The sequence below is a fragment of the Actinoplanes palleronii genome (genome assembly GCF_016862315.1).
GTDB classification, from domain to species: Bacteria; Actinomycetota; Actinomycetes; order Mycobacteriales; family Micromonosporaceae; genus Actinoplanes; species Actinoplanes palleronii.
The window spans coordinates 84,654-99,494 of sequence record NZ_BOMS01000043.1 but is presented as its reverse complement, the minus strand read 5'-3'; the positions used below and the strand labels follow the sequence as shown (position 1 = coordinate 99,494).

Here is a 14,841-nt window from a genome sequence, read left to right as displayed (position 1 = left end):
GTACCACCCGTGAACTCCCGCCACGGAGTGACGACCGGCAGAAGGCCGTCTTCCTACCTTTCCCGCAGACCGGACATCGGCGCGGGAGGGGAACCATGAGTCGCTTGTGGATTGTTACGGCCGTGCTGCTCGCACTGCCTGCGGTGTGGCTGTTCGGGCCGACCGAGGCGATCGCCACCGCACCCGCCGGGGCCGCGGCGTGGCGGGCCGACCCGCGGGGCCTGCCGGACCCGACGACCGCCAGCCCGGCACAGGTCGCCGCGTTCTTCGCGGCCCTCCCGCCGGCCGAGGCGGACCGGATGGCCCGCGACCACCCGGGCGTGATCGGCAACCTGGACGGCGTCCCGCTGCGGCTGCGTTATGCCGCGAACCGCAGCGGGGAGTTCGCCGGCCGGCAGATCATGGCCCTGGACCGGCGCGGCGACGGCCGGATCGTCGAGGTGCTCGGCGACCTGGCCACCGCGCGGCGGGTGGCGATCCTGATCCCCGGCGTGGACGACACGCTGGCCAACTTCGACACCGGGCTCGGTCACGTCGAACGCCGCGCCCCGGCCTGGCAGGCAAAACAGCTCTACCAGCGGATCCGGGCCGCCGAGCCGGCCGCCCGGGTCGCGGTGATCGCCTGGCTGGGCTACGACCCGCCGGAGGGCGTCCGCCGGGCCGCACTGCGCGAGGATCGGGCCGCGGCCGGCGCCCTCGCGCTGGAGCGGTTCGCCGACGGCCTGGTGGCGGACCGGCCGGACCGGGAGATCGTGGTGATCGGGCACAGCTACGGGTCGATCGTCGCCGGTCGCGCCGCCGCGCACCTGCCCGAGCAGGTCACTGACATCGTGGCGATCGGCAGCCCGGGTATGGGTGTCGGCGACCGCGCGGCGCTGGGCGGCGGCGCCCGGGTCTGGGCGGGCAGCGCCCCGGACGACTGGACCCGCAAACTGCCCGGGATCCGGGTGTTCGGTCTCGGGCACGGCCGGCTGCCGATCGACCCGGCGTTCGGCGCGCTGCCACTGCCCGCCGGCGACGTGACCGGCCACGACGGCTATTTCGAGGCCGACACGTCGGCCCTGGCCGCGATGGCCCAGATCAGCATCGGCACGCCGGTACCGGCTGCGGTCGGCGGGGTCAGCGGCGGCGCGGCGAACCCGGATCAGCTCGCGACCAGCCTCAGCGGGGCGGCCGCCGAGCCGCGTTCCTCCCGCGGCCGGTTGCTCGGCGCCTAGGCCGTGGCGGCGCGCTGACGGGCGGCCTCGTAGAGAACGACGGTGCCGGCCACGGACGCGTTCAGCGAGCTGGCGGCGCCGGCCATCGGGATCCGCAGGATCTGGTCGCAGGCGGCCCGCCACGCGCCGCTCAGCCCCCGGGTCTCGTTCCCGATCGCGATCACCTTCGGCCCGGTGAGGTCATGCCCGGCCAGGTCGACGTCGCCGCCCTCGTCGCTGCCGAGGATCTCCACCGGCAGTCCCGCGCGGCGCAGCGCGATCACCTCGTCGACCACCTCGCGATGGCTGGCGACCTGCACCACGGGCAGCGCGAACAGCGACCCGGTGCTGGCCCGCACGGCCTTCGGGTCGTACGGGTCGGCCGCGTGCCCGGTGATCACCAGGCCGGTGGCGCCGAACGCGTCCGCCGACCGGATCAACGCGCCGACGTTGGCCGGGTTGGTCGGCCGGTCGAAGACCAGGGTCAGCAGGTCCGGCTGGTGACGCACCGCCCGGGTCACGTCGTCGGCCGCCATCCCGACCACGGCGAGCAGCTCGGGCACCTCCTCGTCCTTGCCGCCCAGCTCGTGCATCAGCTCCTCGCTGAGCGAGAACCGGGCCGCGTCCGGTGTCCGGTCGAGCACGTCGCGGCTCCAGTCGGAGAGCCGCCGGGTGTCGTCGAGCAGCAGCGCGTGCACCGGCCAGCCGTGCTCGAGCGCCTGGCTGATCGGGCGCACGCCCTGGACCAGGAACTCACCGGCCCGGTGCCGCTTGGTGCGGTTGGCGAGCAGCGCCTGCCACTGCTGGAAGGTGGCGTTCCGAGCGCTGATCCGCAATGTCCTGCCCATTCGCACTATCCAAGCAGCCGGGGACCGGCGCGCCGGACTCGACCCACTCGATGATCAGAAAAGGCCGGATCGACCCTGCCGAACCATTGATCACATGGGTTATCGTGCCAGCGTTACCGACGCGACGGTGACGTATCGTCCACGCCTCGAAAGGACACCTCTGGTGCTCCGCACTCTCCGGCCGGCTCTGCTGCTGGCCACCGCCTCGGTCGCCGCAGCCGGCGTGCTCGCCGTCCCCGGCGCCGCCTTCGCCGCTGACACCACCACGACGCTGAGCAAGACCGAGATGGCCAAGGCGCTCGACGCGGCAGCGGTCACCACTCGCGCCGCCGAGGCGAAGGGCTGGGCCGGCAACTACACGATGAAGGCCGACGACGCGAGCGGGACCGCGACGTTCGTCACCGACCCGCTCGCCGGCCGCGCGTACGTCAAGCTGGCCCTGCCCTACGAGCACAGCACCACGTACGCGGTCAGCAAGAAGGGCCTGTACGAGCCGCTGAGCTCGAAGAAGCAGAAGGCCGCGGTCAAGATGATCCGCAAGCCGTCCGCGACGTTCGTGTTCACCACGAACACCAAGCTCAACGCGGTCTCCTGGGCCCGGGACAACAGCGCCGACCCGGCCGTCGTGCTGACCGACGACAACGACTACGCCGGCACCAAGACCGTGCACGACGACGGGTCGACCACCTACAAGTACAGCGACGGCGACGAGGGCGACTACGCCCTGCAGGTGAACGCGGCCGGCGTGCTCACCGGTGCCACCCTCGGCTACGCGCACTACATGACCGCGACGTTCGCCTGGCGGTACGGCGCGCAGACGGTCACCCTGCCGACCACCGCGCAGACCGTCGGCCTCGCCACGCTGACCAAGGCGGTGGCCTACGTCAACCTGGCCACCGACGTGCAGAAGCTGGCCAAGAAGAGCGCGGCCGACGTGCGCACCGCGGCGAACAAGCACACCGTCAAGGTCTCGGTGCTGCGCAAGGTCGTCAAGCGGGACGGCGCGACGTTCAACAAGACCGCCAAGGTCAAGGTCGTCACGGTCACCAACATCACCGGCGGGGTGCGGATCTACGCGAAGAACCCGTGGACCGGCGTGAAGGTGATCTACACGATCAAGGCGTCCGGCAAGAAGGTCGTCGTCACCAAGAAGTAGGCACGTCCCTCTCCGCAAGGCCGGCACCCCTCGGGGCGCCGGCCTTGCGCACATCGGGCGACGGTTTCTTGTGTGGCGCGCACACACCCTCGCCGCCGCCGGCGATCCGTACGGTTGACGGCATGACTTCGGCACGGGTGGTCCACCTCGACCTGACCGGACGCACCGCGCTGGTGACCGGCGCCGGCAGCGGCATCGGGCGCGCCTGCGCCGAACGGCTGGCGGCGGCCGGCGCCGACGTGCTGGCCGTGGACATCGACGAGCGCGCCGCCAAGGACGTCGCCACGGCGATCGGCGGGCGCGCGATCACCGCCGACCTGTCCGACCTGGCCGCCACGGACGCGCTCCCGGCCGAGGTGGACGTGCTGGTGAACAACGCCGGCCTGCAGGTGGTCGCGCCGCTGCCGGAGTTCCCGCCGGAGAAGTTCGCGCTGCTCCAGCGGGTCATGGTGGAGGCGCCGTTCCGGCTGATCCGGCGGGTGCTGCCGCACATGTACGCCCACGGCTGGGGCCGGGTCGTCAACATCTCCTCGGTGCACGGGCTGATCGCCTCGCCGTACAAGGCCGCCTACGTGACCGCCAAGCACGGGCTCGAGGGCCTGTCCAAGGTCACCGCTCTGGAGGGCGCCGAGCACGGGGTGACCTCCAACTGCGTCAACCCGGCCTTCGTCCGTACCCCCCTCGTCGACCGGCAGATCGCCGACCAGGCCGAGGTCAACGGGATCGCCGAGGCCGACGTGGTCGAGCAGATCCTGCTCCGGCGCGCGGCGATCAAACAGCTGATCGAGCCGGACCAGGTGGCCGAACTGGTCGCCTACCTGTGCAGCCCGCCCGCCGCGTTCATCACCGGCTCCTCGATCACCATCGACGGCGGGTGGACCGCGAGCTGACCCGGGTAGGGTTCTCGATGGTGGCGACACCTTTGTCATGACGTGTCGCAACTTTAAGGTGGATGGATGCCGACCGGGAGCAGCGCCTTACAGATCGTCGCCTGCATCGTGATCTCGACGGTGCTCGCGTACGTCGGCGGGCGCGTTCACCAGTGGTACAAGCACAGCCTGGACCGGGATCGATCATTCCGCGAGGGATACAAGCACGCGTATCAGGCGCTCTTCCCGCTCGCCTCCCGCAGCCGCGCGCCGGCGCCCGGGACCACCGGGCCGGACGTGCCGGCCGCCGAGCCGCCCCGCGATTGAGCACAGACGACAGAGCGGGCACGAGCCCCGACGGTGGTCTGAAAAAGACCACCGGAGCCGTGCCCACTCCGTCAATCCACCCATGGACCATACTGAAAGGCTTTTCCGTCCCGGCACCCTCCTGTCTTGCGGTGCCCGCGCCCACCGCGCGTGCACCTGCATTCCGGATTCAATCCACGAAATCTGCCCGGGAGGGCGATTTCTAAGCTTTATCCACGACCGCCGCAAAGGCGGCCGGGCGCCGATGTCATTCGAGGTACGGATCGGGAGCCGGCGGCGCCGGGACGAGTGCGTCCCGGCGACGCCGGCATTACCGACAGCATTTCCTACAGAATGAATCCCGGCACTATGACTGCCGTTTCAGGTGGCTCACCGTGGCTCGGTGAGCCGGTCGTTCAGCGCCGACCCGGCCCGTCGTGGCCGTGGCCCCGCGGCCCGTCGTGGCCGTGGCCCCGGGGGCCGTCGTGGCCCCGCGGCCCGTGGCCGTGCCCGAACCCACCCGGACGACCCGGGCCGTACTGACCCGGCCAAATCGGCCGGAACCGGACCGGGAAGCCGACGACGGCACGCAGCGGAACCGCGAAACCGACCCGGTCCCAGTCGTCGTCGCTGGCGACCTGCAGCGCCCACGCGCCGCGACGGAGGCCGAGGCGCACCGGGCTGCAGTCGTGGATGTCCCAGTAGCCGTCCCGCTCGCCGAACCGGCCGGCCAGCTCGCAGGCCTGCGGTGTGCGGTAGTAACCGACGACCTGCACACCCTCGCGCAGCTGAACCTTGTGCGACGCCGACTTCTTTTCCGGAACGGCATTACCGGTCGTCGCCTGAGCCGGAGCGGCTCCGACGGCCAACGCGGCAAGAATACCGAAGCCCCCCATTGTCAACGTGCGGGTGAGCTTGTTCATTACAATTCCTTTCGCAGTGCATTCCATGGTGCCTTTCGCCATGGAAAACAACATTTCCGCTACGTCGGAAGTCGAACGGGCGTACATTGCCGGACGCCGGAAAGACGGTCCCCGGATGGCCGTTCAGGTGACCCTTTCGGTAGGTCCGCCGGCAGCACCCGCCCACGTGAGCAGCGATCATGTTCTTGCACTGCGTCACAATCCGGTCACTCAGCTGACGTAGCCCAGCCGGTCCGTCCCGTCGCCCGGTTGACGGACGCGATCCGACGTTCAGACGTGGGTGGCCGACCGAAGGGACGACGGGCGCTTGGCCGCATGTCGCCCGAATCCCGTCGGTTCTACCTCGAAATAGTTTTCGGAGGGGTATTCCGGCACCTTGCCCTGCGGTCGCCACCCTGATATCGATGGGCAGAACGTCGCAAAAAGGAGTTTCCGACGCCGGGCCAGATTTCTGGCAAGTTATTGGCATGCCAACGGTCCGACAGCGGTGGGCCCGAGTCTCGCTCGTCCTCCGGTGATCACCGGGGACGGATCGCCCCGGCACCGGCGCCAGCCGGCGCCCGGACACCGGGGACCACTCGCTCGCCGGACCGACGCGGGGCACATCGCGATCTCGATCGACTGACCGGAAGTGATCGGCCTGAGCCAGGGGTAGGGCCGGAACGCCGGACGGGTAACTAGAGCAAGGAACATCTCGTGGAAAAGACCGACATCAGCCTGCCCGCTCGCTGGCGGGCGGCCTACAAGTCAGCGCTCGCCCTGCTGGACAGCGATCAGCCGTACAGCGATCCCTCGGACCCGATCGCCCGAGCCCGGCAGCAACGGGCGCGCACGGACACCCGCCGATGGATCCGTACCCAGAAGGCACTCGCGTCCACCGGGGGCCTCTCCCTGGTCCAGCGCCTCTTCGTCGCACAGATCCCGGACAACTGGCGGGAGATCGACTTCCGTCGCCGACGCCGGCAGCGCGCACGCAACGAGTGACGGCCCCTCCGCTGAACAGCGAAAACAGCGCCTGAGCCGCGATCGCTCGCGGTTCAGACGCTGATCTGCCGATCCGTGTTCAGTTGTGCCCGAGCGGTTTCCGCGCCGGAGACCGCTCAGTTCGGCAGGAGAGATCCGACCGGCCCGCCGGGCACCTGCATCTCGATGTCGGACATGTCCCCGGTCCGGGGTTGTTCGGCCCAGAGCGCGCGCAGCTGGCTCTGCAGGAACGACGTGATCCGTTGCCGGTAGTCGCTGTCGAAGGTGGACAGCGCCTCGATCTGCTTCTGCAACGCCTCGCGCTTGATCGACAGGCCGCCGACGGCGTCCTCGTACTGCTGTTCCGCCCGGAGTCGCAGCTCCTCGGCGAAGTCACTGCCACCGGCCACGATCCGCTGGGCCTCGGCCCTCGCGTCGGTCAGCAGCCGGTCCGCCTCGGCCCGGATCTCATCGGCGTACGCACACGCGTCCCGATGGATCTGCTCGGCCCGGACCTCGGCCTCGGCCTGCACCTTCCGCGCACGCCGGCTCGCCTCGGCCACATGGTCGTCCGCGGTGCGCTGCGCCAGCGCGAGCACCTCGAGCGCGCCGCCGGGCAGGATCAGCGTCTCCGCTTCCGCTCCGTCCCGTTGAGCCGACAGCATCGCCGGGGAGACACTCACACCGTCGACATCGCTGCGAGGGAGCAGCACCTCGGCATCCGTGGTCACGATCGGTTCCCTTCAGGCAGCTGGCGGAGGTTCTCGCTTCGATTCCTAACGAGCCGGCCGGGAGAAACAAATGGGCGTGATCCCGTTCGCGTGAAAATGATGCTTTCTCACGCTTTCAGTCTCCGCCGCACGGTCCACAGAACCGGCCGAATCTCGACGTGGCGGGGCCGGACGGGCAGGAACGCGACACGTGCGGGCGAGCACTCTCGTCGGCTTTCACCGAGGGTGCCGGAAAGGTACTCCTCCCGCCACCGGAAGCCGAAAGCCTTTACGCCGTTGGGATTAAGGCGGACGGGCGGAGATCTGCGGAGGTCGGCGCGGACCACGAGGCATATCGCCGAATACGTACGTACATTTCCATTCGTTGTTGAGGTAGGGCATCCAGGAAGGTCTGGATCCGAAATCCTCACAGGGAGCCGAGCTGTGCGAAACGCCGACCTCACCGACAGCCGACCCGGCGATCTCACCTCCGGCCCGCACACTCCCGGTGAACACTGGCGCCCGCTCGCCCAGCACCTCGCGGCCCGTTTCGCGGGGGCCGGCGGCAACGACGAGGCGATGACCCAGGCGGCGATCACCGCGATTCTCGAGGCCGAGCACCGGCTCGGCTCACAGCGACCGGATCTCTCACCCCTGGTCGTTCCGCTGGTCGTCCGGGCCCTGCGCCGTCATCGGCGGGAGCTGATCCGCCGCCGGCCGGCGTCCGCCCAGCCACTGCCGGCCCTGCAGCTCGCGATCATGGCCGCCGAGAGCGAGCTGTCCCGGCGCCTGCGCCGCTCGCCCACCGTCGCCGAGGTCGGCGCCCACCTGGACATGGCACAGCATCAGATCGTCACCGGGCTCGAGGCCGGATGGTCCGGCGGCGGGGCAGAAAACCGCCTGTGAGGCGTCTACGTTCACGCTCCGCCGATCGGTCAGACACGGACCGTCCTTTTCCTCGGCAACGCTGAACTCACGACTGACTTCCGGCGTCGCCGAACGAAGGTTTGTCGTCATGCAAGAAGCGATAGCGGCCCTCGCCGGAAACAGCGCCGTTCCCCCACCGGAAGCGCGCCGCGAATCCCCCCGGAATGTGCCACCGGAAAGCGCGATCCTAAGGACGGGAAACCATGGTAAAAGGCTCCGCGCCATGACGGCCACTTTCCTACCGGTCCTCGGCGCCCTGACGCTGGCCACCGTCATCTCCTACCTCGGCGGCCGGGTGCATCAGTGGCGGCGCGAGGACGACCGGCGCCGGGTCGCCTTCCGCGCGGGTTTCCTCCGCGCGTCGACCACGGTCACCGCCGTACCGAACAGTCCATTGTCCTCACGCGTAGCAGGTGGATCATGACAGCACCCGGTAATGAGCTGATGTACTTCGTCTTCACGCTGAGCGTCTTCGTCTCCAGCGGGTACGCGGTCGGCCGGATCCACCAGTGGCACCGGCACGGCGTGGAACGGGACGAGGCGTACCGGGGCGGCTACGACAAGGCCTCCCGATCGATCATCGGCATGATGCCCGGCCGGGACACCGGCAGCCCCACGCTGAACGGGCCGGGCGCGCCGATCACCAACTCCGCGTACTCCCGCCGTGGCACGAGTGGCGCGTGCGGGCACCGGATCTCCGTCAACCAGCGGCACGTCTACCCGGTCCACCAGGGGAAGGCGGACCGGGCCGGCCGCTGACGTACGGGGGCGGGGGTGCGGGCACCGGCTGGCGCCCGCACCCCCGCGACGAGGCTCAGCTCCCGGAGAAGGCTCAGCTCCTGGAGAAGGCTCAGCTCCCGGAGAAGGTGAACTGCGAGCCCGGCTGGGTGACGATGTTGCCGTCCGCCGAGTTGGTGACCGTGACGCCGGACAGGACCGCGTTGCCGCGGGCCCCGCTCATCGCCAGGATGCCGGCGCCGTTGTTCGACTTGTCGATGCGTACGTTCGTGATGGCGACGTTCGGCATGTTCCCGCCGCCGTTCTTGAACTGGATGCCGTCGAACGTCGAGTCGATGATGTCGGTGTCCCGGATGGTGACGCCGGTGATGTCCTTCGTGGAGGGGAACAGCGTGATCGCGCCGAACTCCTGGTCCTCGTTCCAGAACGCCCCGCCGGTCCGGTACAGCCCGTTGTTGGCGAGCAGTGTGGTGCCGGAGAACGGCAGCGGGCTGTGGTCGGTGGCCAGCATGATGCCCGGGTAGTTCGCGGTGTCGGACACCAGGTTGTTCTCGGCGGAGTTGCCGTAACCGCCGTAGATGGCGATGCCGTTCGCCCGCCAGGGCAGCTGGACCGTGTTGTTCAGGAAGTGGTCGTCGTGGTTGATGTCCACGCTCTGGTCCTTGACGTACGGGTTGGCCCAGATGGCCAGCGCGTCGTCACCGGTGGTCCGGAACGAGGAGTTGAAGACCCGCGAGTTGCGGGTGCCGTTGGAGAAGTTGATGCCGTCGGCGAACGTGTCGCGGATCCGCATCCCGGTGAACTCCACCCCGTCGCCCGGGTTCCAGTAGGCGGGCGTGTCCGAGTAGTCCCGGCCGACCCAGGCGCCGACGTTGACGTGCTCGATCCACACGTTGTTGATCTTCGTGTTCTTGCCGAACCGGCCGTTCAGGCCGTGTCCCCGGTTGGCCCGGTTCTGGGTGTTGCCGAAGATCGCCAGGTCGGAGATCTGGGTGTTGTCGTCGATGTCGAAGCCGACGTTGCCCTCGTGCGGGTGGTTGATGTTGCCGACCACGTTCTGCGGCTGGGTGTTCGTGTAGAGCTGGGTGTGCCACATCCCGGCGCCGCGGATCACGGCGTTGCGGATGCCCTTCTGGTTGTACTGGTTCCGGGTCGGGTCCGGTGACAGGATCTTCTGCTCCTGCCGCCACTGGCCGGCCGGGATCCAGACGCAACTGATCACGCCGTTCTCGTCGTCGGTCACCGCCCGCTGGATGGCCGCCGTGTCGTCGACGCCGTCGTTCGGCACCGCGCCGTACGTGGTGATCGAGACGCAGCCGGCCGGCTGGCTCAGCGGCGCCGCGACCTGCTCCAGGTCGATCAGGTCGATGACGTAGAAGCTCGCCGCGTCCCCCGAGTCGCGCTGCAGCTTGAACCGGGTGCCGGCCGGGTACGACTGGCCCAGCAGCAGGTTCGACTCGTCGAACAGCCGGCGCGCGTCGGCCGACGGGGTGTTGGACAGCGACTCGGTGTCGTCGCTGGTGCCGTAGAGCCAGCTGTTGCGGGAGCTGAGCGTCAGCTTCCGGTTGAACACGTCGTTGACGTACAGGCTGATGGTCCAGTCCTGGCCACCACCGCCCGCGGCGTCCGGCACCGAGTTGCGGACCACGATCGAGTTGGTCTGGTTCGTCGAGGTGACCTCGACGAACTGGCCGGTGCCGGTCAGCCGGACCGACTGCCGGCCGGAGGACTCGGTGGCGAAGTTGGTGTGCCCGAAGGTGCGCAGCGGGTCGGCCTGCAACAGGGTGCCCTGGTAGCGGCCGGCCTCCGCCTCGTACTCGGTGTACGGCACGGCCGCGCCGCGACCGACCACGATGGAGCGGGACAGCGTGTTGTTGTTCTCGTTGGTCTCGGCGATCACACCGGCCGAGTCCGCGGTGGCCACGGCGGTGGCGCCGCCGCTGGCCGCGGTCCAGGTGCCGCCGATGGTCACGGTCGTGGTGGCGCCGGCCGCGATCGCCGGGGTGGCCCCGGTGAGCGTGGCGGTGCCGACGGCCAGCCGGGTGGTGCTGGCCCCCGCGGCGCTGATGCCGCGGTTCTGCACCGCGACGGTGAAGCTGACCGCCGCGCCGACCGCCGGGTTCGCCGGGGTCATGGTGATCGCGGTGACCTGCAGGTCCGGGCCGGGTGCCTGGCCGACCACCAGCGGCGCGCTCGCGGTGAACGTGTTGTTGTCGTTGTTCGACTCGGCCACGGTGTTCGCCGGGTCGACCGTGGTCGACACGGTGTAGCTGCCCTGTGCCCGAGCGCCGGCGGTGCCGGTGACGGTGGCCGACGCTCCGGCCGCGAGGGCGGGAACGTCCGCGCTGGCCACGACGGTGCCGCCGAGCTTGAAGTCGGCCTTGGTCGCCGCCGAGGCCACCGTGCCGGCGTTACGCACGGTCGCGGTCAGGGCGATCGCGGAGGTCTCGTCGGGTGCGGCCGGGCTCCAGGTCGTCGACGTGACGACCAGGTCCGGCGCCGGCGCCCAGGCGCCGATCACCTGCAGCTCGGCGACCTGTCCGCCGGGTGCGCCGCTGTTGGTGAAGATCTGCAGACGTACGTCCGAGGCCCGGCCGCTGACCGGGATGGTCACCGTGTTCTGGTTCGACGAGGGGTTGAAGCCGTAGTCGGCGCGGGACTTCATCTCGGTGAAGGCGGTGGCCGTGCCGGCCCGGCCGAGCACCTGGATGGCCTGCGTACGCGTACCCCAGGCTTGATCGGGGTTGAGTTTGACGACGACGCCGGTGACGTTCGCGTCGGCGCCGAGCTTCACGGTCAGCGTGGCCGGGAAGCCCGCCGACTCCCAGTAGCTGGCCAGGCTGCCGTCGTTGGCGTTCGTCGCCACGAAGTTGAAGGTCGCCGAGGACGCCTCGATCGCCTTGCCACCGGCCAGGTTGGTGCCGGTCGGCGGGTCCGGGTCGGGATCCGGGTCCGGGTCGACCGGGCCGGCCACGCCGTAGACCTCGAGCTCGGAGAGCTGTCCGGCCGGCCAGCCGGTGTTGGCGGTGATGTGCACCCGCACGTACCGGACGGTCGTGGCGGTGAGATCGACCGTGACGACGTTGCCGGTGGCCGGGTTGAACACCCGGCCGGCCGACGCCGAGAGCGTGCTGAACGCCGAGCCGTCGGTGCTGCCCTGGACGCTGAGCGTCTCGGTACGGGTGGCCCAGGCGACGGCCGGCGGCAGCTTCAGCACCACCTGGTCGATCGCGACACTGCTGCCGAGGTCGACCTGGACCCACTGCGGGAACGCGTTGTTCGGGCTCTCCCAGTAGGAGTTCGCGTTGCCGTCGTTGACCGCGGACGCGGGCTGCGCCCCGAGCGCGCCGCTGGCGGCGACCGCCTTGCCGATCGCGAGGTTGGGACCACCGGCCGCCTGCGCGGCCACCGGTGACAGACCCAGCACGGCCAGGCCGGCCACCAGGGCCACGCTGACCAGTCTTCGACTGAGGGTTATCGGCTTCATGACATCCGTCCTGTCGGACCGGCGCAGCACCGTACGCCGAAGCGGACGCCACTGCGCCGAGGGGATGGATATGGGGGTGATCAGCCCGGGGTGACATTTTCCAGCGCACTCATGCAAAATTTCGTGGTTCTGCTGAGTTCTTGCGGGCCAAGACATCCAATGTTTCAGATATGTCACTGGTTCGTCAACGCTGTCCGCCCAGTTGTTGCAGCTCCCCGGAGTCCGGACGCCAAGAAGGCCGGCGGGTGCACCCGCCGGCCTTCACCGCACCACCGCTGGAACTAGGCGGCGACCTCGTCCGGCGTCCGCACCGGACGGTCCCGCGGCGCGCCGACCGGCAGTCCGCGCAGCAGCGTCAGCGCCACCACCGCGGCGAGCAGCATGATCCCGGCGCTCGCCCAGGCGGCGGTGTGCAGGCTCGCGACGAACGCCGCCCGGGCCGGGCCGAGCACCTGCCCGGCCGCCGGGTCGGGCAGCCGGGCGGCCGTGGCGACGGCCCCGCTGAGCGTCTCCCGGGCCACGGCCGGCAGCTGACCGGCGGCGAGGTGGGACCGGTACACCGCGGCGCCGACGCTGCCCAGGATCGCGATGCCGAGCGCGCCGCCGAACTCCGAAGCGGTCTCCATCAGCGCCGACGAGGACCCGGCCCGCTCCGGCGGGACGGTGCCGATGGCCAGCTCGGTGGCGGTCGACATCACCACCACCAGACCGGCCGCGTAGCACCCGGCGCCGGCCAGCAGCACCCACAGCCCGGACTCCACCGGAACCGTGCTGAGCAGCACGAACCCGCCGACGGCGACCACGAACCCGGCCGCGACGATCGTCGCCCGGTCCACACCCCGCCGGACCAGCGTGGACGCCAGCGGCGCGGCCGCACCCACCCCGGCGGTGGGCGCCAGGCTCCACAGCGCGCCTTCCAGCGGGCTCATCCCGAGCACCAGCTGCAGGTACTGGGTGGAGAAGATCGCGAAGCCGACCATGGCGAACGTGGCGAGCAGGCTCACCACCACCGAGCCGGCGAACGCCGGGCGGCGCAGCACGGCGAGGTCGAGCATCGGGTCCGGGTGGCGTTGCTGGCGGCGGACGAACACCGTCACGATCACCAGCCCGGCGACGATGGCCGCGATCCGGGTGGCGTCCACGCCGTGTGCGGCGATCTCCTTGATGCCCCAGATGACCGGCAGCACGGCGGCGATCGACAGCACGGCGCCGGCCACGTCGAACCGGCCGCGCACCGGGTTGCGGTGCTCGGGCAGCAGGATCGGCGCCAGCACGAGCAACAGGACCATCGCCGGAATGTTGATCAGGAACACCGAGCCCCACCAGAAGTGCTCCACCAGCACGCCGCTGACGATCGGGCCGAGCGCGATGCCCGAGGTCATGGCCACGGTCCAGACGGCGATCGCGGTGCCGCGCTGCTTCTCGTCGTGGAACATGTTGCGGATCAACGCGAGCGTCGAGGGCATCAGCGTGGCCCCGGCAACGCCGAGGACCGCCCGGGCCGCGATGAGCGTCGGCGCACTTCCGGAATACGCGGCCAGGGCCGAGGCCGCGCTGAACCCGACCGCGCCGATCATGAGCAGCCGGCGCCGGCCCACCCGGTCACCGAGTGCGCCCATCGTGATCAGGAAGCCGGCCAGCACGAACCCGTAGATATCGAAGATCCACAACTGCTCGGTGCTGGTCGGTGCCAGGTCGCGGCTGATGAACGGGACGGTGAAGTAGAGCACCGAGACGTCCATCGAGACCAGCAGCAACGGCAGGACGAGCACGACCAGCCCGATCCATTCGCGCCGCCCGGCTTTCCGCTCTTCTCGCATCGCGCTCTCCCCTGTGATCGACTTACTGCGTATGCCATACGCGTTACTGCTTAAGGTATACGCGGTAATAGGATGGCGGTCAACACCGAAGGAGAAACCGCGTCGATGACCGAGATCAGCCCCGTGCCACCCGCCCTGCAAGCGGCGTGGGGGATGCGCGAGAAGCCCACCAAGGGCCCCAAGCCGACGCTGAGCGTCGACCGGATCGTGGCGGCGGCCATCGCGGTGGCCCGCGCCGAGGGCTACCCGGCGGTCTCGATGAACCGGGTCGCCGGCGAGCTGAAGACGTCGGCGATGTCGCTCTACCGCTACGTCGCCAGCAAGGACGAGCTGGCGGTGCTGATGATGGAGGCGGCGGCCGGCGAGCCACCGGCGCCGCGGACGGCCGGCGAGACCTGGCGGGCCGCGGTCGAGCGCTGGGCGCACGCGATGTTCACCATGTTCGGCGACGAGCCGTGGTTCCTGCAGGTGCCGATCGCCGCGCCGCCGGCCACCCCGCGCCAGCTGGCCTGGATGGAGACCGGCCTGGCCGCGCTGGACGGCCTCCCGCTGCCCGAGTCGGAGAAGCTGTCACTGCTGCTGCTGGTCAACGGCTACATCCGCTACGAAGCCCTGCTGCGGGGCCAGATGACCGAGGCGGCCCGCGCCCACGGCCGGACCGTCGACGCGGTGATCGCCGAGTTCGGCGGCTTGATGCGACACCTGGTGCAGGCCGACCGGTTTCCGCTGCTGCGCCGCGCCATCGACGCCGGCGCGATGGACACCCCGGGCGACCCCGCCGGCGGCTTCACCTTCGGCCTGTCCCGCATCCTCGACGGCATCGAGGCCTTCGTCCGGAGCCACCCGGCCCCGTGACAGACGTGGCCGGGCGCATGCGCCCGGCCACCACTTCGCTGAA

At 70.1% G+C, this 14,841-nt stretch carries 14 protein-coding genes; 9 read left to right on the top strand and 5 right to left on the bottom strand.

Annotated elements, in window-relative coordinates; genetic code table 11:
- Nucleotides 1-122 precede the first annotated feature (122 nt).
- Nucleotides 123-1,217 carry an alpha/beta hydrolase gene (locus Apa02nite_RS15655; protein WP_239164332.1) on the top strand — a complete coding sequence of 365 codons (1,095 nt, stop codon included), beginning with the start codon at nt 123-125 and terminating at the stop codon, nt 1,215-1,217.
- Here Apa02nite_RS15655 and Apa02nite_RS15650 read toward each other — a convergent pair.
- Nucleotides 1,214-2,044, bottom strand: a complete 831-nt coding sequence (locus Apa02nite_RS15650; protein ID WP_203825574.1) for a TrmH family RNA methyltransferase — start codon at nt 2,042-2,044, stop codon at nt 1,214-1,216. The genes Apa02nite_RS15655 and Apa02nite_RS15650 overlap by 4 nt on opposite strands.
- 163 nt (nt 2,045-2,207) lie before the next feature.
- Here Apa02nite_RS15650 and Apa02nite_RS15645 point away from each other — a divergent pair, with 163 nt between their 5' ends.
- The 3 genes from Apa02nite_RS15645 (at nt 2,208) to Apa02nite_RS15635 (ending at nt 4,396) form a co-directional block, all read left to right on the top strand.
- Complete coding sequence (locus Apa02nite_RS15645) at nt 2,208-3,200, top strand: hypothetical protein (RefSeq protein ID WP_203825573.1); 993 nt, start codon at nt 2,208-2,210, stop codon at nt 3,198-3,200.
- 122 nt (nt 3,201-3,322) lie between these two features.
- Complete coding sequence (locus tag Apa02nite_RS15640; protein WP_203825572.1) at nt 3,323-4,090, top strand: 3-hydroxybutyrate dehydrogenase; 768 nt, start codon at nt 3,323-3,325, stop codon at nt 4,088-4,090.
- A gap of 66 nt (nt 4,091-4,156) precedes the next feature.
- Entirely contained in the window at nt 4,157-4,396 is a 240-nt protein-coding gene (locus tag Apa02nite_RS15635; protein WP_203825571.1) for a hypothetical protein, read from the top strand.
- Between the two features lie 395 nt (nt 4,397-4,791).
- Here Apa02nite_RS15635 and Apa02nite_RS15630 read toward each other — a convergent pair whose 3' ends face one another.
- Nucleotides 4,792-5,244, bottom strand: coding sequence for a hypothetical protein (locus Apa02nite_RS15630; RefSeq protein ID WP_203825570.1), 453 nt, complete (start codon nt 5,242-5,244; stop codon nt 4,792-4,794).
- Nucleotides 5,245-5,994: 750 nt separating this feature from the next.
- Between Apa02nite_RS15630 and Apa02nite_RS15625 the strand changes: the two genes are divergently transcribed.
- Nucleotides 5,995-6,282, top strand: a complete 288-nt coding sequence (locus Apa02nite_RS15625) for a hypothetical protein (RefSeq protein ID WP_203825569.1) — start codon at nt 5,995-5,997, stop codon at nt 6,280-6,282.
- A gap of 116 nt (nt 6,283-6,398) precedes the next feature.
- Here the strand turns inward: Apa02nite_RS15625 and Apa02nite_RS15620 are convergent, their stop codons facing one another.
- Nucleotides 6,399-6,992 (bottom strand): DivIVA domain-containing protein, encoded by a 594-nt coding sequence (locus Apa02nite_RS15620; RefSeq protein WP_203825568.1) that lies wholly within the window; start codon nt 6,990-6,992, stop codon nt 6,399-6,401.
- A gap of 423 nt (nt 6,993-7,415) precedes the next feature.
- On the opposite strand from Apa02nite_RS15620, the gene Apa02nite_RS15615 reads away from it, so the two are divergent.
- From Apa02nite_RS15615 to Apa02nite_RS15605, 3 genes are all read left to right on the top strand, one after another.
- Nucleotides 7,416-7,877 carry a hypothetical protein gene (locus Apa02nite_RS15615; RefSeq protein WP_203825567.1) on the top strand — a complete coding sequence of 154 codons (462 nt, stop codon included), beginning with the start codon at nt 7,416-7,418 and terminating at the stop codon, nt 7,875-7,877.
- A gap of 244 nt (nt 7,878-8,121) precedes the next feature.
- Nucleotides 8,122-8,322 carry a hypothetical protein gene (locus tag Apa02nite_RS15610; RefSeq protein ID WP_067688823.1) on the top strand — a complete coding sequence of 67 codons (201 nt, stop codon included), beginning with the start codon at nt 8,122-8,124 and terminating at the stop codon, nt 8,320-8,322.
- Nucleotides 8,319-8,657 carry a hypothetical protein gene (locus Apa02nite_RS15605; RefSeq protein WP_203825566.1) on the top strand — a complete coding sequence of 113 codons (339 nt, stop codon included), beginning with the start codon at nt 8,319-8,321 and terminating at the stop codon, nt 8,655-8,657. The genes Apa02nite_RS15610 and Apa02nite_RS15605 overlap by 4 nt, the downstream gene beginning before the upstream one ends.
- 91 nt (nt 8,658-8,748) lie before the next feature.
- Here Apa02nite_RS15605 and Apa02nite_RS15600 read toward each other — a convergent pair whose 3' ends face one another.
- Together Apa02nite_RS15600 and Apa02nite_RS15595 are read right to left on the bottom strand one after the other, a co-directional pair.
- A complete protein-coding gene (locus Apa02nite_RS15600) occupies nt 8,749-12,123 on the bottom strand; it encodes a CARDB domain-containing protein (RefSeq protein WP_203825565.1) in 3,375 nt (1,124 codons plus the stop codon).
- Between the two features lie 281 nt (nt 12,124-12,404).
- Nucleotides 12,405-13,943, bottom strand: coding sequence for an MFS transporter (locus tag Apa02nite_RS15595; RefSeq protein WP_203825564.1), 1,539 nt, complete (start codon nt 13,941-13,943; stop codon nt 12,405-12,407).
- 105 nt (nt 13,944-14,048) lie between these two features.
- Between Apa02nite_RS15595 and Apa02nite_RS15590 the strand changes: the two genes are divergently transcribed.
- The gene (locus tag Apa02nite_RS15590; protein WP_203825563.1) at nt 14,049-14,798 is read left to right on the top strand and encodes a TetR/AcrR family transcriptional regulator C-terminal domain-containing protein; all 750 of its coding nucleotides are present in this window, start codon (nt 14,049-14,051) and stop codon (nt 14,796-14,798) included.
- Nucleotides 14,799-14,841: the final 43 nt, after the last annotated feature.

What these genes read in the sequence shown, in the direction of transcription:
- Apa02nite_RS15650 (WP_203825574.1), bottom strand. Translation starts at nt 2,044, where the DNA reads ATGGGCAGGACATTGCGGATCAGCGCTCGGAACGCCACCTTCCAGCAG.
- Apa02nite_RS15640 (WP_203825572.1), top strand. Translation starts at nt 3,323, where the DNA reads ATGACTTCGGCACGGGTGGTCCACCTCGACCTGACCGGACGCACCGCG.
- Apa02nite_RS15635 (WP_203825571.1), top strand. Translation starts at nt 4,157, where the DNA reads ATGCCGACCGGGAGCAGCGCCTTACAGATCGTCGCCTGCATCGTGATC.
- Apa02nite_RS15610 (WP_067688823.1), top strand. Translation starts at nt 8,122, where the DNA reads ATGACGGCCACTTTCCTACCGGTCCTCGGCGCCCTGACGCTGGCCACC.
- Apa02nite_RS15605 (WP_203825566.1), top strand. Translation starts at nt 8,319, where the DNA reads ATGACAGCACCCGGTAATGAGCTGATGTACTTCGTCTTCACGCTGAGC.
- Apa02nite_RS15600 (WP_203825565.1), bottom strand. Translation starts at nt 12,123, where the DNA reads ATGAAGCCGATAACCCTCAGTCGAAGACTGGTCAGCGTGGCCCTGGTG.
- Apa02nite_RS15595 (WP_203825564.1), bottom strand. Translation starts at nt 13,943, where the DNA reads ATGCGAGAAGAGCGGAAAGCCGGGCGGCGCGAATGGATCGGGCTGGTC.
- Apa02nite_RS15590 (WP_203825563.1), top strand. Translation starts at nt 14,049, where the DNA reads ATGACCGAGATCAGCCCCGTGCCACCCGCCCTGCAAGCGGCGTGGGGG.